The organism is Kosakonia sp. BYX6 (assembly GCF_038449125.1).
Taxonomy (GTDB): domain Bacteria; phylum Pseudomonadota; class Gammaproteobacteria; order Enterobacterales; family Enterobacteriaceae; genus Kosakonia; species Kosakonia calanthes.
In genome coordinates this window covers 654,695-678,418 of the sequence record NZ_CP151800.1, presented here as the reverse complement: position 1 = coordinate 678,418, position 23,724 = coordinate 654,695, and the positions used below count along the sequence as shown (strand labels likewise).

General features: G+C 54.9%; 26 protein-coding genes. 19 read left to right on the top strand and 7 right to left on the bottom strand.

Going from position 1 to position 23,724, the window contains the following annotated elements:
- Positions 1–89: 89 nt before the first annotated feature.
- Complete coding sequence (gene lsrK, locus AAEY27_RS03115) at positions 90–1,664, top strand: autoinducer-2 kinase (RefSeq protein ID WP_342323464.1); 1,575 nt, start codon at positions 90–92, stop codon at positions 1,662–1,664.
- Positions 1,665–1,805: 141 nt separating this feature from the next.
- Positions 1,806–3,827, top strand: coding sequence for an NADPH-dependent 2,4-dienoyl-CoA reductase (locus AAEY27_RS03110; protein WP_342323463.1), 2,022 nt, complete (start codon positions 1,806–1,808; stop codon positions 3,825–3,827).
- Positions 3,828–3,943: 116 nt separating this feature from the next.
- Here AAEY27_RS03110 and rlmG read toward each other — a convergent pair whose 3' ends face one another.
- Positions 3,944–5,074: a 23S rRNA (guanine(1835)-N(2))-methyltransferase RlmG gene (gene rlmG, locus AAEY27_RS03105; RefSeq protein ID WP_342323462.1), complete on the bottom strand. Its 1,131-nt coding sequence runs from the start codon at positions 5,072–5,074 to the stop codon at positions 3,944–3,946.
- Positions 5,075–5,144: 70 nt separating this feature from the next.
- On the opposite strand from rlmG, the gene AAEY27_RS03100 reads away from it, so the two are divergent.
- The 3 genes from AAEY27_RS03100 to AAEY27_RS03090 all read left to right on the top strand — a co-directional run bounded on the left by AAEY27_RS03100 (position 5,145) and on the right by AAEY27_RS03090 (position 8,042).
- Positions 5,145–5,636 (top strand): M48 family metallopeptidase, encoded by a 492-nt coding sequence (locus AAEY27_RS03100; RefSeq protein WP_342323461.1) that lies wholly within the window; start codon positions 5,145–5,147, stop codon positions 5,634–5,636.
- Positions 5,637–5,830: 194 nt separating this feature from the next.
- Complete coding sequence (locus AAEY27_RS03095; RefSeq protein ID WP_342323460.1) at positions 5,831–6,829, top strand: Gfo/Idh/MocA family protein; 999 nt, start codon at positions 5,831–5,833, stop codon at positions 6,827–6,829.
- A 244-nt stretch (positions 6,830–7,073) separates the two neighbouring features.
- Positions 7,074–8,042 (top strand): TerC family protein, encoded by a 969-nt coding sequence (locus tag AAEY27_RS03090; RefSeq protein WP_342323459.1) that lies wholly within the window; start codon positions 7,074–7,076, stop codon positions 8,040–8,042.
- A 14-nt stretch (positions 8,043–8,056) separates the two neighbouring features.
- Here AAEY27_RS03090 and AAEY27_RS03085 read toward each other — a convergent pair whose 3' ends face one another.
- The 3 genes from AAEY27_RS03085 to uxaC all read right to left on the bottom strand — a co-directional run bounded on the left by AAEY27_RS03085 (position 8,057) and on the right by uxaC (position 11,712).
- A complete protein-coding gene (locus AAEY27_RS03085) occupies positions 8,057–8,611 on the bottom strand; it encodes a YgjV family protein (RefSeq protein WP_342323458.1) in 555 nt (184 codons plus the stop codon).
- A gap of 183 nt (positions 8,612–8,794) precedes the next feature.
- Entirely contained in the window at positions 8,795–10,282 is a 1,488-nt protein-coding gene (locus AAEY27_RS03080) for a UxaA family hydrolase (RefSeq protein WP_342323457.1), read from the bottom strand.
- Positions 10,283–10,299: 17 nt separating this feature from the next.
- On the bottom strand, positions 10,300–11,712 hold the full coding sequence (gene uxaC, locus AAEY27_RS03075) for a glucuronate isomerase (protein WP_342323456.1): 1,413 nt from the start codon (positions 11,710–11,712) through the stop codon (positions 10,300–10,302).
- A gap of 465 nt (positions 11,713–12,177) precedes the next feature.
- Here uxaC and AAEY27_RS03070 point away from each other — a divergent pair, with 465 nt between their 5' ends.
- The 11 genes from AAEY27_RS03070 (at position 12,178) to AAEY27_RS03020 (ending at position 19,451) form a co-directional block, all read left to right on the top strand.
- Positions 12,178–13,476 (top strand): MFS transporter, encoded by a 1,299-nt coding sequence (locus tag AAEY27_RS03070; RefSeq protein WP_342323455.1) that lies wholly within the window; start codon positions 12,178–12,180, stop codon positions 13,474–13,476.
- A 123-nt stretch (positions 13,477–13,599) separates the two neighbouring features.
- The gene (gene exuR / locus AAEY27_RS03065; protein WP_342323454.1) at positions 13,600–14,376 is read left to right on the top strand and encodes a transcriptional regulator ExuR; all 777 of its coding nucleotides are present in this window, start codon (positions 13,600–13,602) and stop codon (positions 14,374–14,376) included.
- A 336-nt stretch (positions 14,377–14,712) separates the two neighbouring features.
- A complete protein-coding gene (gene yqjA / locus AAEY27_RS03060; RefSeq protein ID WP_342323453.1) occupies positions 14,713–15,375 on the top strand; it encodes a DedA family general envelope maintenance protein YqjA in 663 nt (220 codons plus the stop codon).
- Positions 15,376–15,430: 55 nt separating this feature from the next.
- A complete protein-coding gene (mzrA, locus tag AAEY27_RS03055; RefSeq protein ID WP_342325447.1) occupies positions 15,431–15,766 on the top strand; it encodes an EnvZ/OmpR regulon moderator MzrA in 336 nt (111 codons plus the stop codon).
- 148 nt (positions 15,767–15,914) lie between these two features.
- Complete coding sequence (locus AAEY27_RS03050) at positions 15,915–16,283, top strand: DUF1090 domain-containing protein (protein ID WP_342325445.1); 369 nt, start codon at positions 15,915–15,917, stop codon at positions 16,281–16,283.
- Between the two features lie 37 nt (positions 16,284–16,320).
- The gene (locus tag AAEY27_RS03045) at positions 16,321–16,623 is read left to right on the top strand and encodes a DUF883 family protein (protein ID WP_342323452.1); all 303 of its coding nucleotides are present in this window, start codon (positions 16,321–16,323) and stop codon (positions 16,621–16,623) included.
- Between the two features lies 1 nt (position 16,624).
- A complete protein-coding gene (locus AAEY27_RS03040; protein WP_342323451.1) occupies positions 16,625–17,023 on the top strand; it encodes a phage holin family protein in 399 nt (132 codons plus the stop codon).
- A complete protein-coding gene (locus AAEY27_RS03035; RefSeq protein WP_342323450.1) occupies positions 17,020–17,310 on the top strand; it encodes a YqjK-like family protein in 291 nt (96 codons plus the stop codon). Before AAEY27_RS03040 ends, AAEY27_RS03035 begins: the two co-directional genes overlap by 4 nt.
- Positions 17,311–17,524: 214 nt before the next feature.
- Positions 17,525–17,917 (top strand): DoxX family protein, encoded by a 393-nt coding sequence (locus tag AAEY27_RS03030; protein ID WP_342323449.1) that lies wholly within the window; start codon positions 17,525–17,527, stop codon positions 17,915–17,917.
- Between the two features lie 75 nt (positions 17,918–17,992).
- Positions 17,993–18,979: a glutathione S-transferase family protein gene (locus tag AAEY27_RS03025; RefSeq protein WP_342323448.1), complete on the top strand. Its 987-nt coding sequence runs from the start codon at positions 17,993–17,995 to the stop codon at positions 18,977–18,979.
- A 124-nt stretch (positions 18,980–19,103) separates the two neighbouring features.
- Positions 19,104–19,451: a DUF805 domain-containing protein gene (locus AAEY27_RS03020; protein WP_342323447.1), complete on the top strand. Its 348-nt coding sequence runs from the start codon at positions 19,104–19,106 to the stop codon at positions 19,449–19,451.
- 14 nt (positions 19,452–19,465) lie between these two features.
- On the opposite strand, the gene AAEY27_RS03015 is transcribed toward AAEY27_RS03020, so the two are convergent.
- On the bottom strand, positions 19,466–20,362 hold the full coding sequence (locus tag AAEY27_RS03015) for a LysR family transcriptional regulator (protein ID WP_342323446.1): 897 nt from the start codon (positions 20,360–20,362) through the stop codon (positions 19,466–19,468).
- Positions 20,363–20,467: 105 nt separating this feature from the next.
- On the opposite strand from AAEY27_RS03015, the gene AAEY27_RS03010 reads away from it, so the two are divergent.
- The gene (locus tag AAEY27_RS03010; protein ID WP_342323445.1) at positions 20,468–21,169 is read left to right on the top strand and encodes a pirin family protein; all 702 of its coding nucleotides are present in this window, start codon (positions 20,468–20,470) and stop codon (positions 21,167–21,169) included.
- Between the two features lie 25 nt (positions 21,170–21,194).
- Positions 21,195–21,359: a hypothetical protein gene (locus AAEY27_RS22380; RefSeq protein ID WP_425294653.1), complete on the top strand. Its 165-nt coding sequence runs from the start codon at positions 21,195–21,197 to the stop codon at positions 21,357–21,359.
- A gap of 27 nt (positions 21,360–21,386) precedes the next feature.
- Here AAEY27_RS22380 and AAEY27_RS03000 read toward each other — a convergent pair whose 3' ends face one another.
- Complete coding sequence (locus tag AAEY27_RS03000; protein ID WP_342323444.1) at positions 21,387–22,127, bottom strand: AraC family transcriptional regulator; 741 nt, start codon at positions 22,125–22,127, stop codon at positions 21,387–21,389.
- 92 nt (positions 22,128–22,219) lie between these two features.
- Between AAEY27_RS03000 and AAEY27_RS02995 the strand changes: the two genes are divergently transcribed.
- Positions 22,220–22,612 (top strand): nuclear transport factor 2 family protein, encoded by a 393-nt coding sequence (locus tag AAEY27_RS02995; protein WP_342323443.1) that lies wholly within the window; start codon positions 22,220–22,222, stop codon positions 22,610–22,612.
- On the opposite strand, the gene AAEY27_RS02990 is transcribed toward AAEY27_RS02995, so the two are convergent.
- The gene (locus tag AAEY27_RS02990) at positions 22,595–23,347 is read right to left on the bottom strand and encodes a glutamine amidotransferase (protein WP_342323442.1); all 753 of its coding nucleotides are present in this window, start codon (positions 23,345–23,347) and stop codon (positions 22,595–22,597) included. The two genes, AAEY27_RS02995 and AAEY27_RS02990, sit on opposite strands and share 18 nt — an antisense overlap.
- Positions 23,348–23,724 lie beyond the last annotated feature (377 nt).

Here is a 23,724-nt window from a genome sequence, read left to right as displayed (position 1 = left end):
GAATGTTCAAAAGCGTAGGCGGTGAACTATATTTACGACCAAACAAGGATCACAGTTTTATCGATGATGCCGGGCGAGGAGGCAAACCAATGCGTTACCTTTTAGCGTTAGATGCAGGAACCGGCAGCATTCGGGCGGTGATCTTCGACTTATCCGGGCGGCAAATCGCCGTGGGCCAGGCCGAGTGGAAACACCTCAGCGTGGACAACGTGCCCGGTTCGATGGAATTCGACCTCAAAACCAACTGGCGCCTCGCCTGCCAGTGCATCCGCCAGGCGCTGGAAAGCGCAAACTTGCGCGGCGCGGATATTCACGCCGTCGCCTGTTGCTCAATGCGCGAAGGCATTGTGCTGTATGACCGCAACGGCGAGGCGATTTGGGCCTGCGCCAATGTCGATGCCCGCGCCAGCCGCGAAGTGGCAGAACTCAAAGAGATCCATGACTGGCAGTTCGAAGCCGAAGTCTATAGCGTCTCCGGGCAAACCCTAGCGCTGAGCGCGATGCCGCGTTTGCTGTGGCTGGCGCACCATCGCCCCGATATTTATCGCAAAGCGGCAACCATCACCATGATCAGCGACTGGCTGGCCTCGCATCTCTCCGGGTGGTTAGCGGTTGATCCATCCAACGCCGGAACCACCGGCATGCTCGATCTGTTCACCCGCGACTGGCGACCAGAATTGCTGGATATGGCTGGGTTGCGCGCAGACATTCTCTCGCCGGTGAAAGAGACCGGCAGCCTGCTCGGCGAAGTCACGCACCAGGCGGCGCAAGAATGCGGGCTGCGGGCAGGAACGCCGGTGGTGATGGGCGGCGGCGATGTGCAACTGGGCTGCCTCGGGCTTGGCGTCGTGCGCGCCGGGCAGAGCGCCGTACTCGGCGGCACATTCTGGCAGCAGGTGGTGAACCTGCCGCAGGTACGCACCGATCCACAAATGAATATTCGCGTTAATCCCCACGTGATTCCCGGGATGGCGCAGGCTGAATCCATTAGCTTTTTCACTGGCTTAACCATGCGCTGGTTCCGCGATGCGTTTTGCGCGGAAGAGAAGCTGGTTGCCGAACGCCTGGGTACCGACGCTTACACTCTTCTGGAAGAGATGGCGAGCCGCGTGCCGGCGGGTTCATGGGGCGTGATGCCGATCTTCTCGGATGCCATGCACTTCAAGCAGTGGTATCACGCCGCGCCGTCGTTTATTAACCTCTCCATCGACCCGGAAAAGTGCAACAAAGCCACGCTGTTTCGCGCGCTGGAAGAGAATGCCGCCATTGTCTCGGCCTGCAACCTGACGCAGATCTCGCAATTTTCCGCCGTCCAGTTTGATAGCCTGGTGTTTGCCGGCGGTGCGTCGAAAGGCGCGTTGTGGAGCCAGATTTTAAGCGATGTCACCGGTTTGCCGGTGCGTGTGCCGGAAGTCAAAGAGGCCACCGCGCTGGGCTGCGCGATTGCCGCCGGTTTTGGCGCGGGGTTGTATGACGACATGGCGGCAACCGGCGAGCGGCTGGTGCGCTGGAGCCGCGAGTTCACGCCCAATCCGCAGCACCGCGAGCTGTATGACGCCATGATGTTGAAATGGCAGGCGGTGTACGCCGATCAGTTAACGCTGGTCGACAATGGGTTAACCACCTCGATGTGGCAAGCGCCAGGCCTGACCGCCCGCACATAAACGGCCGCTCCTGCTCTTCGCCACAAAGGGTTATTTGAATCCCATCACAATCATTCGCTGCCGCTTTTCCCTTCTCAGGGTACGGCAGCTACAGTAGAACTCATCCGACCACATAACAATTATTTTACATTGGAAGAGAGCATGAGCCATTACCCGTCGCTATTTACCCCGCTCGATTTGGGTTTTACCACCTTGAAAAACCGTGTGCTGATGGGTTCGATGCACACCGGGCTGGAAGAGCGCCCGGATGGCGCAGAGCGGCTGGCGGCATTCTACGCCGAACGCGCGCGCCACGGTGTGGCGCTGATTGTGACCGGCGGCGTCGCGCCTGCGCTTTCCGGCGTGACGATGGAAGGCGGCGCGGTGTTGCGGGATGTCAGCCAACTTCCCCATCACCGGCGAATCACCGATGCGGTACACCAGGAAGGCGGTAAAATCGCGCTGCAAATCCTGCACACCGGGCGATATAGCTACCAGCCGCATCTCGTCGCGCCGTCGGCGTTGCAGGCGCCAATCAACCGTTTTACGCCCCATGAGCTAGGCCATGATGAAATTCTCACCCTGATCGATGATTTCGCCCGCTGTGCGCAACTGGCTCAGTTGGCCGGTTATGACGGTGTGGAAGTGATGGGGTCGGAAGGCTATTTGATTAACGAATTTCTCGCCGCGCGTACCAATCAGCGCACCGATGAATGGGGCGGCGATTACCGCCGTCGCATGCGTTTTGCGCTCGACGTGGTGCGCGAAGTGCGCGAGCGCGTGGGCCGCGACTTTATCATCATCTACCGTCTGTCGATGCTCGACCTGGTGGACGGCGGCGGCACGCTGGAAGAGACCATCGAACTGGCGCAGGCGGTGGAAGCGGCGGGAGCCAGCATTATCAACACCGGCATTGGCTGGCACGAAGCGCGCATTCCCACCATCGCCACGCCCGTTCCGCGCGGTGCGTTCAGTTGGGTCACACGCAAGCTGAAAGGCAAAGTGCGCGTGCCGCTGATCACGACCAACCGCATTAACGATCCGCAGGTTGCCGAGGAGATCCTCGCCCGTGGCGATGCGGATATGGTGTCGATGGCGCGCCCGTTTCTCGCCGATGCGGAGTTATTGTCGAAAGCGCAAAGCGGCCGCGCGGATGAGATCAACACCTGTATTGGCTGCAACCAGGCCTGCCTGGATCAGATTTTCGTTGGCAAAGTGACGTCCTGCCTGGTAAACCCGCGAGCCTGCCACGAAACACAAATGCCGATTATCCCTGCCCTGCGCAAGAAAAACCTCGCCGTGGTCGGCGCTGGCCCGGCCGGGCTGGCTTTTGCGGTGAATGCCGCAGCGCGCGGGCACAGCGTGACGCTGTTTGATTCGCTGGCAGAGATCGGCGGGCAGTTTAATGTCGCCAAACAGATCCCTGGCAAAGAAGAATTCTATGAAACGTTGCGCTATTACCGGCGGATGATCGAGTTGACCGGCGTCGCGCTGTGCCTGAATCAGCATGTTGAGGCATCGATGCTGTCGCTGTTTGACGAGGTGATCCTGGCATGCGGCATTGAGCCGCGCATTCCGCCGATTGTGGGTATCGATCACCCCAAAGTGCTGAGTTACCTTGATGTGCTACGCGATAAAGCACCGGTCGGGGAAAGCGTGGCGATTATCGGCTGCGGCGGGATCGGCTTTGATACCGCGATGTATTTAAGCCAGCCGGGCGAACCGACCAGCCAGAATATCGCCGAGTTTTGCGTGGAATGGGGCATCGATACCAGCCTCAATGAAGTGGGTGGCCTGCGCCCGGAAGGGCCGCAGTTGCCGAAAAGCCCGCGGAAGATCGTGATGTTGCAGCGCAAAGCCAGTAAACCAGGGGAAGGTTTGGGGAAAACCACCGGTTGGATCCATCGCGCGACGTTGCAGTCGCGCGGGGTAAAAATGATCCCGGCGGTGAGTTACCAGAAGATCGACGATGCCGGTTTGCATCTGTTGATCAACGGCGAACCGCAACTGTTAGCGGTCGATCACGTGATTGTTTGCGCGGGCCAGGAACCACGACGCGAGCTGGCGGAACCGCTGCATGAAATGGGCAAAACCGTGCATTTGATTGGCGGTTGCGATGTGGCGTTAGAGCTGGATGCGCGCCGCGCAATTGCGCAAGGAACCAAGCTGGCGCTGGAGATTTGATGCCACATTCGGAATGTATCTCCCCGTAGGCCGGATAAGGCGAAGCCGCCATCCGGCGAAATTGCCTGATGGCGGCTTCGCTTATCAGGCCTACGCCTACGGGTACGGCAAACTGTTTAACGCTTTTTGCGGACTTTTACCGCCTTGAGGATGACGAACTTATTGTTGGTCGCCACGGTTTCGCAGTTGCCAAACACGCGCTTAAGCTTGCGGAAATAATCGAGGTGGCGGTTGCCTACAATGCGCAACTCGCCGCCGTATTTCAGGCTTCGGCGCGCATCATTAAACATCTGCCAGGCAATATGATCGGTGATCGCGCTCTGTTGATGGAATGGCGGGTTACATAGCACCGCGTCAAAACGATCCGGCTCCACGCCAGACAGCGCGTTATTGATCATAAATTCACTGCGCGCGACCGCGTCCGGCAAATTGCTTTCGACATTAAGGCGCGACGAGGCAACCGCCATCGCTGATTCATCGACAAACAGCACGCGGCTTTGCGGGTTTTGCGCCAGCAGTTGCAGACCAATTACCCCGTTTCCGCAGCCAAGATCGACCATCTCCCCTTCGATGTTTTCCGGCAGATGTTGCAGGAAAAAGCGCGCGCCGATATCCAGCCCGCTGCGTGAAAACACATTCGCATGGTTATGGATGGTCCAGTGAGTGCCGTCCAGCTTCCAGCTTGCAAGCTGTAAACCGTCGTTAAGCGCAGGCGCGGTAAAGGTACAGTTAATCAACCGCGCCTTTTTCCATGCCAGGGTTGTTGTGGTTGGGCCGAGGATCTTCTCGAACAGCGCGAGCGTTGAATTGTGCACATCGCGCGCTTTTGCACCGGCAATAATGCGCGTTTGCGGCGTCACCACGTCACGCAGGGCGCGCAGTTGCTGCTCAAGTAAAGCCTGTTGTTTCGGCACTTTGATCAGCACCAGCGCCGGGTTTGCCGGAAGTTCGCTCAGGCTGTCCTGTAGCGTCACGGCGCTTTCGTCGAGGTCGTTGATGCGCAGGTTGTGCTGCGTTGCCAACTCGGCAATGTAGGAGTCGTTAACGGATACCGGGCGATGCTGCGCCAGCGCACAAGCCAGCGCGCCGAAGCTATCGTTAAAGATCAGAACCGGGCCATCGACCTCATTCACCTGTTGCAGCAAATATTCATCCGCCGCGTCCCACGCCTGTAGCGACGCCTCTTCCACGCCGACAGGAAATCTGTCTAAAGTGAATGATTGTCCGTTTAACTCAACCTGGCTCATCGCCCCTCCGCAATGCTAAAATTCGCGCGTTTTATCGCTTAATTGAGTGAGGAAGTAAACACATTTCACCATGAAGACGCTCACCTACCTTCAGGGCTATCCTGAATCCCTGCTGGCGCAGGTTACCACGTTGATTGAACAAGACCGCCTGGGCGAGGTGCTGGCGAAACGCTATCCGGTCAGCCACGACATCACCACCGATAAAGCGCTGTATCAATACACGCAGGATCTCAAAAACCAATTTCTGCGTAATGCCTCGCCGGTGAATAAGGTGATGTATGACAGCAAAATTCACGTGCTAAATAACGCGCTCGGACTGCACACCGCAGTGTCTCGCGTCCAGGGCGGCAAACTGAAAGCCAAAGCCGAAATCCGCGTGGCGACAATCTTTCGCGATGCGCCGGAAGCATTTCTGCGCATGATTGTGGTTCACGAACTGGCGCATCTAAAAGAGAAAGACCACAACAAAGCGTTTTACCAGTTGTGCTGCCATATGGAGCCGCAATACCACCAGTTGGAGTTTGATACCCGGTTGTGGCTGACGCATTTGGCACTGAAATGATTTCTGCACAATGATAGATAAGGGTATCGGTTGTCAGCGCGACAATCCTCAATTTAATCATTGCGATGAATCACCGGCCGGGGCGCTACGCGGTGTAATAAACCATTTATGCTTCTGCGCGGCAGTGCACTGGTTTTGTCATTTCGACGTGGTAGAGTGGCAACAGATCCCATTTACGGAGAAGTCACGTCTTTATGATACGTTTCGCTGTCATAGGCACGAACTGGATCACGCGCCAGTTTGTCGATGCCGCCCATGAAACGGGCAAATATACCCTCACTGCCGTTTATTCTCGCAGCCTTGAACAGGCGCAAAGCTTCGCCAACGACTACCCCGTCGAACACCTCTTTACCTCGCTTGAGGGTATGGCGAAAAGCGATGCGATTGACGCGGTGTATATCGCCAGCCCCAATTCCCTGCACTTTCCGCAAACCCAACTGTTTCTGCGTAATAAAAAGCACGTTATCTGCGAAAAACCGCTGGCCTCAAACCTGCGGGAGGTGGAAGCCGCCATTGCCTGCGCGCGTGAAAACCAGGTGGTGCTGTTTGAAGCCTTTAAAACTGCCAGCCTGCCTAACTTCGTGCTGCTAAAACAGTCGCTGGCGAAGGCGGGGAAAGTGCGCAAAGCCTTTATCAACTACTGCCAGTACTCGTCGCGTTACCAGTGTTATCTGGACGGTGAAAACCCGAACACCTTTAATCCGGCGTTCTCTAACGGTTCGATTATGGATATCGGTTTTTACTGCCTGGCGTCTGCGGTGGCGCTGTGGGGCGAACCGCACAGCGTGCAGGCGTCCGCCAGTTTACTGGCCAGCGGCGTAGATGCGCACGGCGTAGTAGTGATGAATTACGGTGATTTCAGCGTCACGCTGCAACACTCGAAAGTCAGTGATTCCGTGCTGCCAAGCGAAATTCAGGGCGAGGCCGGATCGCTGGTTATCGAAAAAATCTCCGAATGCCAGAAAGTCTCGTTTGTGCCGCGCGGCGGGAAAGCGCAGGAGCTGACGCAGCCCCAACACATCAATACTATGCTGTATGAAGCGGAGACCTTTGCGCGGCTGGTGGAAGATAACGAAATTAATCATCCGGGACTGGCAGTCAGCCGTACTACGGCGAAACTGCAAACGGAAATTCGTCGCCAAATCGGTGTGGTTTTCCCGGCGGATGATGTCGGACAGGAACTCACTGCGTAAAGGTAGGTAAGCGCGGATTGAGTAACATTGACGCAATCAATATGTTGACATATTTTGTTACCTGCAAAGGGGAGTAACTTCATTGCCGGTGGATCGTCATTACGATGCGTAAGCGCATCCGGTCGCCGGGCGTCATTATCGACGTAAGTGAGACCTTGCCGGAAGGCGAGACTCCCTGCATCTAAAGCAAGCGGCTGACGTCTTCTGATGTTGGCCGTTTTTGTTTTTAGGTGAGGAATTCCCGATGAATACTGTTGGTACACCGATGTTATGGGGCGTTTTCGCGGTTGTCGTGGCGATAATGCTGGCCATCGACCTTCTGCTTCAGGGGCGTCGCGGCGTCCATACGATGACCATGAAGCAGGCGGCCGTCTGGTCCGTGGTGTGGGTTAGCTTGTCGTTACTCTTCAATGCCGCATTCTGGTGGTATTTGACGCAAACCGAAGGGCGTACCGTCGCGGACACGCAAGCGCTGGCATTTCTGACCGGTTATTTGATTGAAAAAGCCCTGGCAGTGGACAACGTATTTGTCTGGCTGATGCTTTTTAGCTACTTCGCCATTCCGCCTGCGCTGCAACGCCGCGTGCTGATTTACGGTGTGCTCGGCGCGATTGTGCTGCGTACCATCATGATTTTCGCCGGCAGTTGGCTGATTACGCAGTTCTCGTGGCTGCTGTATGTTTTCGGCGCGTTCCTGCTGTTTACGGGTGTGAAGATGGCGCTGGCGAAAGAGGACGAAACGGGGATCGGCGACAAGCCGTTAGTGCGTTGGCTGCGCGGGCATTTGCGGATGACGGACACCATTGAGAACGAGCACTTTTTTGTGCGTAAAAAGGGTCTGCTGTTCGCCACGCCGCTGTTGCTGGTGCTGATCCTGGTGGAACTGAGCGATGTCATTTTCGCGGTCGATAGCATTCCGGCGATCTTCGCGGTGACCACCGATCCGTTTATTGTGCTGACCTCTAACCTGTTCGCGATTTTGGGCCTGCGCGCGATGTACTTCCTGCTGGCGGGCGTCGCGGAACGCTTCTCAATGCTGAAATATGGCTTGTCGGTGATCCTGGTGTTTATCGGTATTAAGATGCTGATTGTCGATTTCTTCCATATCCCGATCGCGATTTCTCTTGGCGTGGTGGGAGGTATCCTGGTGTTGACGCTGTTGATCAACACCTGGGTTAACCATCAGCACGACAAGAAAAATCAGCTGCAATAAGCCCTCACCTGCCGTTAGCGGGCGGCAGGCGTTTCATCTTGCTGCGCGGTTTCGACTTTAAACGGGTCGATGCCGCGTTTTTGCATGCGCCAGAAGCGGATGATGTTCAGGCCATTCATCACCAGAAAACTGCTTTCGATCAGCGTGCCGCCGATCGATCCGAGCCAGAAGTTGTGGATCACCCAGCAACCGGTGGAACACCAGATCACGCAGCGCATCGGTAAACCTTTAAAGCGAAACAGCGCCCAGGTACTGACAATCGTCCCAATGACCGGCAACAGTTCAACAGGATGATGGAATTTCGCCAGCCCAAGCCCGCCGGTCAGCACAATAAACAGCGCCATCACCCATAAGTTTCGCGTGCGTAGCGTGATCAATGTGCGGATGGCATTGAGTAAGGCGCTCGATCCAGCCGGAAAGGCACCCATCAGGAAGAAGTGCACGCCAATGATGGCGCTATACAACGAAAGCTGTTTTTTGAAGCGACGTTCATCGCGGTTGATGAAGGTTGTAATACCAATCAGAAAGGCAATCACCCCAACGCCCTGGGCAAGCCAATACGCAGTCATGGAAATTCCTTGTAGGATTTGGAATAGAACAGCACATCATTTAATACTTGCACAGTTATTTACCAATAGATTTCGCGCCAGGGCAAGGCGGCAAGCTCACAAATCCCCGGGAGCTTACGCAAGTAAGTGACCGGGGGGAATGAGCGCAGCCAACACAGCTATGGCGCGAAAGATGAAGGTAAATTAGAGCGTTACGCCGCTTTTAAATATCGCTAACTCACGGAAATCGTTTTTCTCGTTACAGGTCTTCGTGCCGTTGGCGATATCAACAATCACATCGACAAACTCGTTCAGCAGTTGCGGCATCGCTTTACCGTGAATCAACTGGCCGGCATCAAAGTCGATCCAGTGTTTTTTCTTCGCCGCCAGTTCGCTGTTGGTGGCGATTTTAACTGTCGGCACAAAACCGCCATACGGTGTACCGCGACCGGTGCTGAACAGCACCATATGGCAGCCGGAACCGGCTAACGCACTGGTGGCGACCGCATCGTTACCCGGTGCGCTCAGCAGATTCAGACCGTGAGTTTTCAGGCGTTCGCCGTAGCGCAGAACATCCACCACCTGGCTGGCACCCGCTTTTTGCGTACAACCCAGCGATTTCTCTTCCAGCGTCGTGATACCGCCCGCTTTGTTACCCGGTGATGGGTTTTCGTAAATCGGCTGGTTGTGCGCGATAAAGTACTGTTTGAAATCGTTGACCATGGTCACGGTCTTCTCAAACGTGCTTTCGTCGCGGCAGTGGCTCATCAGGATGCGCTCTGCACCGAACATTTCCGGCACTTCTGTCAGCACGGTTGTCCCACCGTTACCGATCACATAGTCAGAGAAACGGCCGAGCATCGGGTTCGCGGTGATCCCGGACAGGCCGTCCGAACCGCCGCATTCCAGACCGAATTTCAGCTCGCTCAGTTTACCCGGCTCGCGCTTATCGTTGCGCATTGCCTGATACAGCTCATGCAAATGCTCAAGCCCCGCTTCCACTTCGTCATCCTGGTGTTGGCAGACCATGAAGTGGACGCGTTGCGGGTCGAACTCACCCAGCGTCTGGCGGAAAGCGTCAACCTGGTTGTTTTCACAGCCCAGGCCAATCACCAGCACCGCACCAGCGTTCGGGTGACGCACCATGTTTTGCAGCATAGTGCGGGTGTTGATGTGGTCGTCGCCCAGTTGCGAGCAACCGTAGGTGTGGCTGAATAAATGAACGCCATCAATGCCTTCGGCGTCCTGCGTCTCTTTCAGGAAACGGTTCTGGATCTGACGGGCAATCCCGTTTACACAGCCGACCGTCGGCAGGATCCACAGTTCGTTGCGGATCCCGACTTCGCCGTTAGCACGGCGGTAGATCTGGATATCCCGATCGACCGCCTGGCTGCCTTCATCCTGAAAATCAGGTTGATAGCTATACTCGTCCAAATCACTCAGATTGGTGCGCGCGTTATGGGAATGGATGTGCTCCCCCGGCGCGATATCTGATGTCGCATGACCAATTGGCAGTCCATACTTGACAACATTTTCACCTTCGGCAATGGCTTGCAGAGCAAATTTATGCCCGCGCACCACCGCCTGGCGCAGCCGAACGGTTTGGTTGTCGACAACGACTTCCGCGCCTTCGGCAAGATCAGCCAGTGCTACCGCAACGTTATCCAGCGAATGGATCTTGATGTATTGCATATCAACCTCAAACGGCCTTAGTTCAGTTCAATCGCGAAGTAATCACGCGCATTGTTAAAGCAGATGTTTTTCACCATTTCGCCCAGCAACTGGATATCAGCCGGGGCTTCGCCCGCTTCGACCCAGCGGCCAATCATCTGGCACAGGATGCGGCGGAAATATTCATGACGGGTGTATGACAGGAAGCTGCGGCTGTCGGTCAGCATGCCGACGAAACGGCTCAGCAGGCCAAGCTGCGCAAGCTGGGTCATTTGACGTTCCATGCCATCTTTCTGATCGTTAAACCACCAGCCGGAACCGAACTGCATTTTGCCCGGCATACCTTCACCCTGGAAGTTACCGACCATGGTGCCCAGCACTTCGTTGTCGCGCGGGTTCAGGCAGTACAGGATGGTTTTCGGCAGCAGGTTCTCTTCATTCTGCTTGCTCAGCAGTTTGGAGAGCTCTTCCGCCAGCGGACGGTCGTTGATGGAATCGAAGCCAACGTCTGGCCCCAGCAATTTGAACTGGCGCAGGTTGTTATTACGCAGCGCGCCGATGTGGTACTGCTGCACCCAACCGCGACGGGCGTATTCCGCACCCAGCCAAACCAATACGGCAGTTTTGAACTGCGCGACGTCTTTTTCATTCAGGGTTTCACCGGCCAGGCGGCGAGCGAGGATGCTATCCAGCTCGGCTTCGCTGGCTTCAGCGAACAGCACGACGTCCAGCGCGTGGTCGGAAACTTTACAGCCGTGCGCGGCGAAGTGGTCCAGACGTTTACTTAACGCAGTTTGCAGATCAGCAAAACGACGAATGTCGGTATCAGACACTTCGCCCAGTTTCGCCATGTAGTCGTTAAACGTTGCTTGTTCAATATTGAACGCTTTATCCGGGCGCCAGCTCGGCAGCACTTTCACGCGGAAAGAGGTGTCTTTGGCAACGGCCGCGTGGTGTTCCAGAGAATCAATCGGATCGTCGGTAGTGCCGACCATTTTCACGTTCATCTGCTGCATGATGCCGCGCGCGGAGAATTTGTCCTGCGCCAGCAGCTCATTACCCTGATGCCAGATTTCATCAGCAGTAGCAGGAGAAAACAGCTTACCTGTAATACCAAATGGACGACGAAGCTCCAGATGGGTCCAGTGGTATAACGGGTTGCCAATCGTGTGCGGTACGGTCGCTGCCCAGGCGTCAAACTTTTCGCGGTCAGAAGCGTCGCCAGTACACAGGCGCTCTGGCACACCGTTGGTGCGCATCGCGCGCCATTTGTAGTGATCACCTTTTAACCAGATGTCATACAGGTTTTTAAAGCGGTAGTTTTCCGCGATCTGCTGCGGCGGCAAGTGGCAGTGATAGTCAAAAATCGGTTGGTCTTTTGCGTAGTCGTGGTACAGACGGCGAGCAAATTCGGTATCGAGCAGAAAATCTTCAGTCATAAACGGGGTCATTATCGTCTTCCTCTAAACGAGTGCGTCTGATGTCTTACCTTAATGCTGACAAAGTTATCACACCAATTTCCATAGACCGAAGATATTTTCGTGAGTTGGATCAATAAAAGCAGACAAAAATTTACAGTTTATTTGAGTAAACACCCCGCCAGCCCGCGCCGTATCTGGCTCGCCTCACCAAAGTTAAAGACCACACAAAGAAAAACACTTTTGTGATGTCACTCACCTTTTCAAGTTGTATGACAAGTTATCTTGCTGCCGTCGAATACATAAGCCGACGGAATGCATTCCCGATATCACGTTGATCGGACTTAGCGGTACGGATGCCGACTTAAAAAAACGTTTACTGATGGCAAGGTTTGGGCCGTATCGGGACACCCCTCCCGGTTACGTCCTCCCCGTTTCATCTTTCGGACGCTTCGAAGGATGACCGCGCTAGCGGAATAACATAACGATGAGGTTTACATGCGTAAAATCAAAGGATTACGTTGGTACATGATAGCACTGGTGACGGTCGGCACCGTGCTTGGGTACCTGACACGTAACACCGTAGCGGCAGCCGCTCCAACGTTGATGGAAGAGCTGCACATCTCCACTCAGCAATATTCGTACATCATTGCGGCTTATTCCGCGGCTTATACCATAATGCAGCCTGTTGCAGGCTACGTTCTGGACATCCTGGGTACTAAAATTGGCTACGCTTTCTTCGCCATTACCTGGGCGGTGTTCTGCGGCGCGACTGCGCTGGCAGGCAGCTGGGGTGGCCTGGCACTGGCACGTGGTGCGGTCGGTGCGGCTGAAGCTGCAATGATTCCGGCGGGCCTGAAAGCCGCTTCCGAATGGTTCCCGGCGAAAGAACGTTCTATCGCTGTTGGCTATTTCAACGTGGGTTCCTCTATTGGTGCGATGATCGCGCCGCCATTGGTGGTGTGGGCTATCGTGATGCACAGCTGGGAAATGGCATTTATCATTTCCGGTGTGCTGAGCTTTATTTGGGCGATGGCATGGCTGTACTTCTATAAGCACCCGCGCGATCAGAAAAAATTAAGCGAAGAAGAACGCGAGTACATCATTGGTGGTCAGGAAGCACAGCACCAGACCAACAACGGCAAGAAAATGACAGTTTGGCAGATTCTGGGCACCCGTCAGTTCTGGGGTATCGCGCTGCCGCGTTTCCTGGCAGAACCAGCCTGGGGTACGTTTAACGCCTGGATCCCGCTGTTCATGTTTAAAGTTTACGGCTTTAACCTGAAAGAAATCGCCATGTTCGCCTGGATGCCAATGCTGTTTGCTGACCTGGGCTGTATCGTGGGGGGTTACCTGCCGCCGCTGTTCCAGCGCGTCTTCGGTGTTAACCTGATTGTCTCCCGTAAAATGGTGGTGACAATGGGTGCGCTGCTGATGATCGGCCCTGGCATGATCGGCCTGTTCACCAGCCCGTATATTGCAATCGGCCTGCTGTGTATCGGTGGTTTTGCTCACCAGTCACTGTCTGGCGCGCTAATTACACTCTCTTCTGACGTATTTGGTCGTAACGAAGTGGCAACGGCAAACGGCTTGACCGGTATGGCCGCGTGGATGGCCAGTACCATGTTTGCTCTGGTGGTGGGTGCGCTGGCGGATACCATCGGCTTTAGCCCGCTGTTCGCTGTACTGGCGCTGTTTGACCTGTTGGGTGCGCTGCTGATTTGGACTGTGCTGAAAAACCAGACCGCCGAAGAAGTTGTTAGTCACTCTGTCGGCGGCCCAGCGGAACAAAGTTAGACCTCGATTTTAAAACTATTAAAAGCCGCCTCAGGGCGGCTTTTTCATACCCGAAGATGGTGGGATCGTGGTAAAAGTGGTATAACAAATCTAATATTGCCCTTCTCTTCCTGGAGCTCATATATGGAAATCGCCGAGTCACGACGTTTGTACCAGCAGCTTGCCGCCGAGCTTAAAAGCCGTATTGAGCAAGGCGTCTATCTTGTGGGTGACAAACTGCCCGCCGAGCGCTTCATCGCCGATGAAAAAAGCGTCAGCCGGACCGTGGTTCGTGAAGCCATTATCATGCTCGAGGTGGAAGGCTACGTAGAAGTTCGCAAAGGTTCCGGTATTCATGTGATTTCCAACCAGGCGCGCCACACGCAGGCGCCGGACGAAAATCTTGAGTTCGCTAATTACGGCCCGTTTGAACTGTTGCAGGCGCGTCAGCTTATCGAAAGTAATATCGCCGAATTCGCCGCCACCCAGGTGACGAAGCAGGACATTATGAAGCTGATGGAAATCCAGGATAACGCCCGCAAAGAGAAGTGCTTCCGCGATTCGGAATGGGATTTGCAGTTCCACGTGCAAGTGGCGCTGGCAACGCAAAACACCGCGCTGGCGGCCATTGTTGAGAAGATGTGGACGCAGCGTGTGCATAACCCGTACTGGAAAAAACTGCATGACCATATTGATTTGCGCACCGTCGATAACTGGTGTGACGATCATGACCAAATTCTCAGGGCGTTGATTCGCAAAGATCCACACGCGGCTAAAGTGGCCATGTGGCAACACCTGGAAAACACCAAGCAGATGCTGTTCAACGAAACCAGTGACGACTTTGAGTTCAACGCTGACCGTTATTTGTTCGCGGAAAACCCGGTAGTCCATCTCGATACCGCAGCGACCGGCACCAAGTAAAAATGTCACGTAAGGCGCACACTTACGTTGCGCCTGTCCCAATTCTGGGTAAGTGAACAGTATAGAGTGTCAGCCTGTGTAAATACCCTCGCCACCCCCTCGTTCGGCAAGCAAAATCACTTCTGAGCGTTTTTCTGACTGACGTATAACCTCAGCCTTTGTTACAATTAGATGCATTTCACCACTGTGTGAGTTAGCGCTTGCTCACTGCGTCTCTTACCAGGATTACCACTGCACCCGGATGTGCCACGAGCGACCATAATCTATGAGAAATATCGCCGTGCTGTTCTCTATAGGTAGCAGACGTGACGTAAACCGATGTACCAGGAACACCGAATGGAACTTTTAAGCCAATTACTTCATGCCCTCTGGAGCCAGGACTTCGAGACGCTGGCTCACCCCGGCATGATCGGCATGCTTTATTTTGTTTTATTTGTCATCTTATTTCTGGAAAACGGCCTGCTTCCGGCGGCTTTTCTCCCCGGCGATAGCCTTCTGGTGCTGGTTGGCGTATTGATTGCCAAAGGCGCGCTGGGCTATCCGCAGACCCTTCTTTTGCTGACCGTCGCGGCCAGCACGGGCTGTTGGCTGAGTTACATTCAAGGCCGATGGCTGGGTAACACGCGGCTGGTGCAAAAATGGCTGTCGCATCTGCCCGCACATTATCACCAACGCGCGCACCATCTGTTTCATAAACATGGGCTTTCTGCGCTGTTGATTGGTCGTTTTATTGCTTTTGTCCGTACGTTGTTACCTACCATTGCCGGGCTTTCGGGTCTGAGCAATGCGCGTTTTCAGTTCTTTAACTGGATGAGCGGCCTGCTGTGGGTGTTGATTCTGACCACGCTGGGCTATCTACTGGGCAAGACGCCGGTGTTTCTGAAATATGAAGACGCGCTGATGTCATGCCTGATGTTGCTTCCGGTGGTATTGCTGGTGATTGGCCTGATTGGCTCACTGGTAGTGCTGTGGAAGAAAAAACAGAGCAATCGGGGTTAAGACCATGGAATTGCGACGTCCTTATCTGCGCTGGTTACTGACAGGCATCACTGCGATGGCTTTTTTCGGCGTCATGATTTTTACCTGGACGGCGCTGCAAAACCGCGAATCCACGCTGGCCATTCGCCCTACCACACAAAACATCAGCGTGCCGGATGGTTTTTCCGTCTGGCACCATCTGGATGCTAACGGCATCCACTTCAAAAGCATTACGCCTAAAAACGACACCCTTTTAATTAAGTTCGAATCCAGCGCGCAGAGCGCAGCGGCAAAAGCCGTGCTGGATCGCACTTTACCTCATGGTTATATCATTGCCGCACAGGACGATGATGACAGCCAAACCTCCGCGTGGCTGACCCGCCTGCGTAACAGCACGCATCGATTCGGATAATCCTTCCAGGATTCTGAATCTTTTCACTTACTTTGGTGTTTATCCGTTACTTAACTATGCTTGAGTAAACGGAACCAGGGTTCACTTTATGTCACTGGATGCTGGCGTGACCACCGTTTCGCTGGCCAACAATGGAAGGTTATCGACCATGAAAAACCGCATCGCACTGGCGCTGGCTCTTTTTTCTCTCAGCGCTGCTTCTCAGGCTGCTACGCTTTGTCAGGAAAAAGAGCATGAGATCCAGCGGGAGATTAGCTATGCCGAAAAGCATAACAATCAGAGCCGCATTACGGGCCTGAATAAAGCCCTGCGCGAAGTGCGCGCTAACTGCTCTGATGACAAGCTGCGCGCCGAGCATCAGAAGAAAATCGCGAAGCAGAAAGAAGAGATTGCCGAGCGTCGTCACGACCTGGCCGAAGCGAAGCAAAAAGGCGATGCGGACAAGATAAGCAAGCGTGAACACAAGCTGAAAGAAGCACAGCAAGAGCTGAAAACGCTGGAAGCTCGTGACTACTGATTAATGGAAATGACCACTCACTCACCTGGAGAGAATTATGTCGAAAGATAATGCTGACCATCTGCGCGCTGAGTTGAAATCCCTTGCGGACACCCTGGAAGAAGTGCTGGGTAATTCCGGTGAAAAATCGAAAGAAGAGCTGGGCAAGTTACGCACCAAAGCGGAAAAAGCGCTGCGCGAAAGCCGTCATCGCCTTGGCGAAACCGGCGATGTGATTGCCCGTCAAACCCGCGAAGCGGCAGCCCGTACCGACGAATACGTGCGCGATAACCCGTGGGCCAGCGTTGGCATCGGTGCCGCAGTCGGCGTGGTGTTGGGCGTGCTGCTGACGCGTCGCTAAGATGGCGGATTCACGACACGCGCAGGGGCCTGGCAAAAGCGCGCTGGGGATTGGTCAACGCATTCTGACCGTCCTTGTTGAAATGGTTGAGACCCGCCTGCGGCTGGCGGTTGTTGAGCTGGAAGAAGAGAAAGCCAACTTGTTCCAGTTGCTCCTGATGGTGGGGCTGACCATGCTTTTTGCCGCATTTGGCCTGATGAGCCTGATGGTGCTGATAATCTGGGCCATCGATCCGCAATATCGCCTGAACGCGATGATTGCAACCACCGTGGTGTTGCTGGTGCTGGCGCTGATAGGCGGCATTTCGACACTGCGTAAAGCGCGGGCGTCAACGCTGCTGCGACACACACGCCAGGAGCTGGCGAATGACCGCGCTTTGCTGGAGGACGATAAATCGTGAGTAGCAAAGCGGAACGTCTAAAGCGTAAAGCGCTTTTGCTCAGCGAGATCCAGCAGCAACGGCTGGATCTCACTGCCGGACGCCGTGACTGGCTTGAAGCGACCGGCGCATACGATCGCGGCTGGAATACTCTTTTAAGTCTGCGCTCGTGGGCGCTGGTAGGCAGCAGCGCGATGGCAATTTGGTCAGTTCGTCATCCCAATATGCTGGTGCGCTGGGCCAAACGCGGGCTTGGCGTCTGGAGTCTTTGGCGGCTGGTCAAATCAACGCTTAATTCTCCACGCTAAAACGTCACCTGCTTGCTTCTACGGGCGATCATTACCGATCGCCCGTTTCTGTTTTTCTTACTCAGTTTTTTTGAAAAAATTCGACAGTATTCCTTGCTAACAATCCTAACCCGTCACGATTACTATCCTCTCCATCGACAGCAAATACGCGGCAAGCGCCCGTAATTGCAACCTATTTACTGCATACCGCTCATATGGTTCTCTGGAGAGAAAGATGAAAAAATTAGAAGATGTTGGTTTCCTGGTTGCACGTATCCTGATGCCAATTCTGTTTATCGTGGCGGGCTGGGGCAAAATCACCGGTTATGCGGGCACTCAACAATATATGGAAGCGATGGGCGTGCCGGGCTTCCTGCTGCCACTGACCATTCTTCTTGAGTTCGGCGGCGGTCTGGCAATCCTGTTCGGTTTCCTGACTCGCACCACGGCATTCTTCACCGCCGGTTTCACGCTGCTGACCGCGTTCCTGTTCCACAGCAACTTTGCCGAAGGCGTGAACTCCCTGATGTTCATGAAAAACATGACTATCGCTGGCGGCTACCTGCTGCTGGGTATCACCGGTCCTGGCGCAATCAGCATCGACCGCGTACTGAATAAAAAGTGGTAAGCGCTCTATACTGACTGAAGACACCAAAGCGAGGAGTTCACTCCTCGCTTTTGCTATCAGAAGGAGAAAGCAAAAATGGGACAACTGATTGATGGTGTCTGGCATGACACCTGGTACGACACCAAATCCACCGGTGGGCGCTTCAAACGCTCAAATTCCGCGTATCGCAACTGGCTCACCGCCGATGGCGCACCCGGTCCTTCTGGCGAAGGCGGTTTTGCCGCCGAAAAAGACCGCTACCACCTGTATGTTTCGCTGGCCTGTCCGTGGGCGCATCGCACGCTGATCCTGCGAAAATTAAAAGGCCTGGAGCCGTTTATCTCCGTTTCCGTGGTCAACCCGCTGATGCTGGAAAACGGCTGGACGTTTGCCGATGATTTCCCCGCTGCGACCGGCGACACGCTGTATCAACACGAATTCCTCTACCAGCTTTATCTGCATGCCGACCCAAACTATACCGGCCGCGTAACGGTGCCTGTGCTGTGGGACAAAAAGAACCACACTATAGTGAGCAACGAATCGGCGGAAATCATCCGCATGTTCAATACCGCTTTTGACGGGCTGGGCGCAAAAGCCGGGGATTACTATCCGCCGGAACTGCGCACGCAGATCGATGAGCTGAATAGCTGGATTTACGACAACGTAAATAACGGCGTTTATAAAACCGGTTTTGCCACCAGCCAAGACGCTTATGACGAAGCGGTCGTTAATGTGTTTACCGCGCTGGAACGGCTTGAGCAGATCCTCGGCCAGCACCGTTATCTGACCGGCGACCGCCTGACCGAAGCGGATATCCGTTTGTGGACCACGCTGGTGCGTTTTGATCCGGTGTACGTTACGCATTTCAAATGCGATAAACACCGCATCAGTGACTATCTCAACCTGCATGGCTTCCTGCGCGACATCTACCAGCTGCCCGGCATTGCGGAAACCGTCGATTTTGCGCATATCCGCAATCACTACTATCGCAGCCACAAAACCATCAACCCGACCGGAATTATTTCCATCGGGCCGTGGCAGGATCTTGATGAACCTCACGGGCGCGACAGCCGTTTTGCCTGATCTTTCGGGCGCGTCACAACGCGCCCAAATAATTTCCCGCCGATTTATCGCTTTGTAAATTTGCCGTCTATTCTTACTGTGATCGTTTAGAAAACAACGAATTGACCGTTGATCGAGGTTGAGAATGGACTGGTATTTTAGGGTGCTTCGCAATTACGCCGTCTTTCATGGGCGCGCGCACCGCCGCGAGTTCTGGATGTTCACTCTGGTCAACATCATTCTCTTCGGCGTATTGAGTGTAGTGGACAAGATAATCGGCTGGCATGTGCTCAGCCTGGCGTATGAGTTGCTGGTGCTGGTGCCAACACTGGCAGTACAGGTGCGCCGCTTGCACGATACGAATCGCAGTTGGCGCTGGCTGTTGCTGTTGTTATTTCCGGTGATTGGCTGGTTGGCGTTACTGGCTTTTTACAGCCAACACGGCACATCTGAAGAGAACCTTTTCGGCCCGCAGCCGAAAGCCTTCCTCTGAAACTGACGGCTAGCTTATCTCCCGGCGAAAAGCTTGGGGATTTCGCGCAGGCACCAGGCTTTCCCTTCGCCCATGCTATCGCGGCGCCAGGCCATAATAATATCAACCTGGCCAGCGTATTCCGGGCTAACCACGCGCAAGCGGCCTTCGGCAATATCCTGCTCAACCAGCGGATAAGGCATGGTGGCGACGCCCAACCCTGCCAGCAACGCCTGGCGTTTATCTTCAATGGTGCTCACCGTCAGCCTCGGCTGCTTATCCAGCAACTGCACCGTTAACACCGGGCGTTCTCGCGCGGTATCGGCAACCGCCACGCCGCGATATTTCACGCGCGTAACTTCCGACAGCGGCTCCGCTTCGTGGTGAATCGGGTGCTCCGGCGCGGCGACATACACATTCATCACCGAATAAAGTTTGCGGGAGTTAATTTCCGACGAGGAGCGAAAATGCATATCCGGCGCGATAACAATATCCGCCCGCCCCTGCTCGAGGCGCTCCCAGGCTCCCGCCAGCACTTCGGTAATAATCGACAATTGCGTGGTGGCTTTCGCCGCCAGCCTTTCCACCAGCGGAAACAGTGCCACCGAGGGAACCAGCGCTTCGGTGACCAGCGTTAAATGCGTTTCCCAACCGCGCGCCAGCGCTTCGGCATCGGTTGTCAGTTTATCTGCGGCTTCCAGCAAAACGCGGCCGCGTTCCAGCAACATGCGCCCGACATTGGTGAATTTCGTTCGATGCCCGGAGCGGTCAAACAGCACCACATCCAGCTCTTCTTCCAGTTTTTGCATGGTGTAACTGAGCGCGGAAGGCACGCGCCCCAGCTCATCTGCGGCGGCGGCAAAGCTGCCACGCCGGTCAATCGCATCCATCACGCGTAACGCTTCCAGCGTTAATGCTCTTTCTTTGGCCATGATTGTTCTCATTCAGGAAATTTGAACATACCAGGCAGAATATCTGGCTAACAATGCATCGTCCATCCCTTTAACATTGTTTTAAGTAAAGAGAGGTCAATAATTATGATTACTACCCGTACTGCGAAACAATGCGGACAAGCTGACTTCGGCTGGCTTCAGGCCCGCTACACTTTTTCCTTTGGACATTACTTCGACCCGAAGCTTTTGGGCTATGCCTCACTGCGCGTATTGAACCAGGAAGTGCTTGCCCCTGCGGCTTCATTCCAGCCGCGTACCTACCCGAAAGTGGATATTTTGAATGTGATTCTGGAAGGCGAAGCGGAATACCGCGATAGCGAAGGTAACCATGTTCAGGCGAAAGCGGGCGAAGCGTTGTTAATCGCCACCCAGCCTGGTATCAGCTACAGCGAACATAATCTGAGTAAAGACAAGTCGTTGACGCGTATGCAGTTATGGCTTGATGCCTGCCCGGAGCGTGAAAACCCGCCGGTGCAAAAAGTCACGATTGCCGATGCCTCGCAACAACTGCTGGCCTCGCCGGATGGCAGCGAAAACAGTTTGCAGTTGCGCCAGCAGGTTTGGCTGCACCATGTCGAGCTGAAAAAAGGCGAAGAGCTGAAAATTCAGTTACATGGCCCGCGCGCCTATTTGCAGTCTATTCACGGGACGGTGCATGCCGTCACACATTGCGAAGGGAAAGAGGCACTCACCTGCGGTGACGGCGCTTTTATTCGTGATGAAGCTAACATAACACTGGTCGCCGACACGCCGCTGCGTGCTTTGCTGATAGATTTACCGGTGTGATGGGTCAATATTTTTAGGTGAGTCAATGAGTATCCGCACAATAAATAGCCCGTTTGATCGCGTAACCTCTGGCGATCAATTACCCGACGCTCCCGCGCCGACGTTCGGGTTTGAAGAGATGCTGACGGAACTGGAAGTTATCGTCGCTGAAGCTGTCATTCGTCTGGCGGAAGAAGAAGCCACCGCCTGACCAACCGCCCCGGTGCTGGCCGGGGCATCACGCCTTGCTGTTTAACACACGAAACGCGCCCGGTGTCATACCAAAACGCAGTTTGAACGCGGCGATAAAAGCACTGACGTTTTCATACCCGCACTGCATGGCGGTTTCGCTGATCGGTCCGCCACGTAATAACCAAGTGATTGACGCGAGGATCCGCGCCTGCTGACGCCATCGGCTAAAACTGAGGCCCGTTTGTTCGCTAAACAAGCGGCTTAACGTCCTGATGCTCAACCCGTTTTCCGCTGCCAGTTCTTGCTGGCGAAGTGTGTTCTGCGGTTGCAATAACAACTGCTCCGCGATGCGTCGCGCCCGCCGATCATGCGGCAACATCAGTTGTAACGGGGCTGGCGGCGCAAGGCGGATTTCATCCATCATCACCGCCAATAAATGCTGCTCGCGTTGGGCCGTTTCCACTTGCGGATCAAGCTGGCTGATCCTCTCCATCAGCAACAATAAAAACGGGTCGGCGGGCCACACGCCCGGCTGCTGCGGCAAAGCGTCGCTGCCGCATACGCTAAGCTGCACGCTGTGACCTTCTACTTTCCCCACCGTCCAGGCGCAGTGGCGTAACTGCGGCGGAAACCAACCGATCGTCGCGGGCGTCAGCGCCCATTGCGTCTGCTCGGTTTGCACCATCATCATTCCCCGGCGGATACAGAATAGCTGACCCGTAACATGCTGATGCCATTCGGTTTTGTGTTTGCTTTGGTGCGACAGTTTTTGGCTTTGTGTGATCATGGCTGATTCACCGTATTTAATGTCCAGTTACGGTTAATATACCGCCGCCTTTCGACGATATCCTCAGTGAACCACGCAATGAGGAAAAAGAAATGTCGAATGCAGCCAAATTGGTCACGCAAGCGTTACACAACATTGTTTGCCAACCGGATCATGACGAAGCGCGGATCCGCGGCTACTTTTCGCCGGACTATCAGCAACAAGTCAACGGCGAAGCGCTGGATTTTGCGGGTTTTGTCAGCCATATGGCGAAGCTTAAACAGCTTACCCGGTCGATTGACATTACGGTGGTGGCGATCGCCAGCCAGCACAACGAGGTGCTGACGCGTCATCACGTGTCAGTTGAAAAGAAGGATGGCGCGCAATCGCATATTGAGGTTTTTGCCCATTTTACGCTGCGGGAAGGGGTAATTATCCGCTGCCAAGAACTCACCAGGCTGATCGATGGCGCAGCAGAAGATCACTCGCTAGGTAGCGTCAGATGAAACGGCGACCGGCTCTTGGGCGAAAACGTGTTGGATGAAACGCCGCAGGATTTCCGCCGCGCCAGGCGCGGGCAGTACGCCAGCGACCAGGCTGTCGGTGTCGGTGCCTTCTTTTTCAATGTGCGGGCGATTGAGTCTTAACAAATCTGAGGCGATTTCCGGCGTCATTTCCGGGTGGAACTGCACGGAAACGGCCTTAGGCCCATAGCGTACAATCTGGTGAGGATCGTGCACTGACGCGGCCAGCACGGTGGCGCCGATGGGCAAGCGGGTGACAGTTTGCCGGTGGGTCAGATGCGCCGGGAAGCTTTCTTCCAGATGCGTAAGCAACGGATCGCTGGCGGCTGCGGCGTTGAGATAGACGGTTTTGGTGCCAGCTTCGCGCCCTTTTTCGTGGTATTGCACATCGCCGCCCAGCGCCCAGGACATCAGTTGATGGCCGTAGCAAACGCCAAACAGCGGCATCTCAATCGTCATTGCCTCGCGGATCCATTCTGCGGTTTTCTCACTCCACGGCAGCCGGTCAGAAACCATGGCCCAGGAACCAGTAATGATGGCGGCCCGGCGGGCATCCGGCGCGGGCAGCGTTTCCCCTTCGAAGACGCGAACCACTTCAACTTCGTCCAGTTCGCATCCGATCACCTGGCAAAACCAGAGCGGAACGTCGCCGTGCGCCTCGCGTAAAGGTTCCGGGGCATTCCCCACCTGGACAATGATGATTGATTTTTGATGCATAACGGCAACAACTCCCGTAGCGATGATGGCAACCTGTTTAACAGGGTAGCGCTTTTCGCCCGCCGATAAAGGGGATATTTGTTTATAAATTAGACAAAACAGAAATGAGGGATTCGCCGCGAAGGTTTGTAGGTTTCGCCGTAGGCCTGATAAGCGCAGCGCCATCAGGCGGCTTAACGACTGGCGGCGGCAGGTTTGCAGGCTCCGCGTAGGCCTGATAAGCGTAGCGTCATCAGGCGGCTTAGCGACTGGTGGCGGCAGGTTTGCAGGCTCCGCGTAGGCCTGATAAGCGTAGCGCCATCAGGCGGTTTTGCGGCTGGCTGTTTTGCCGGATGGCGGCTACGCCTTATCCGGCCTACAGGTTCACAGGCCTACAA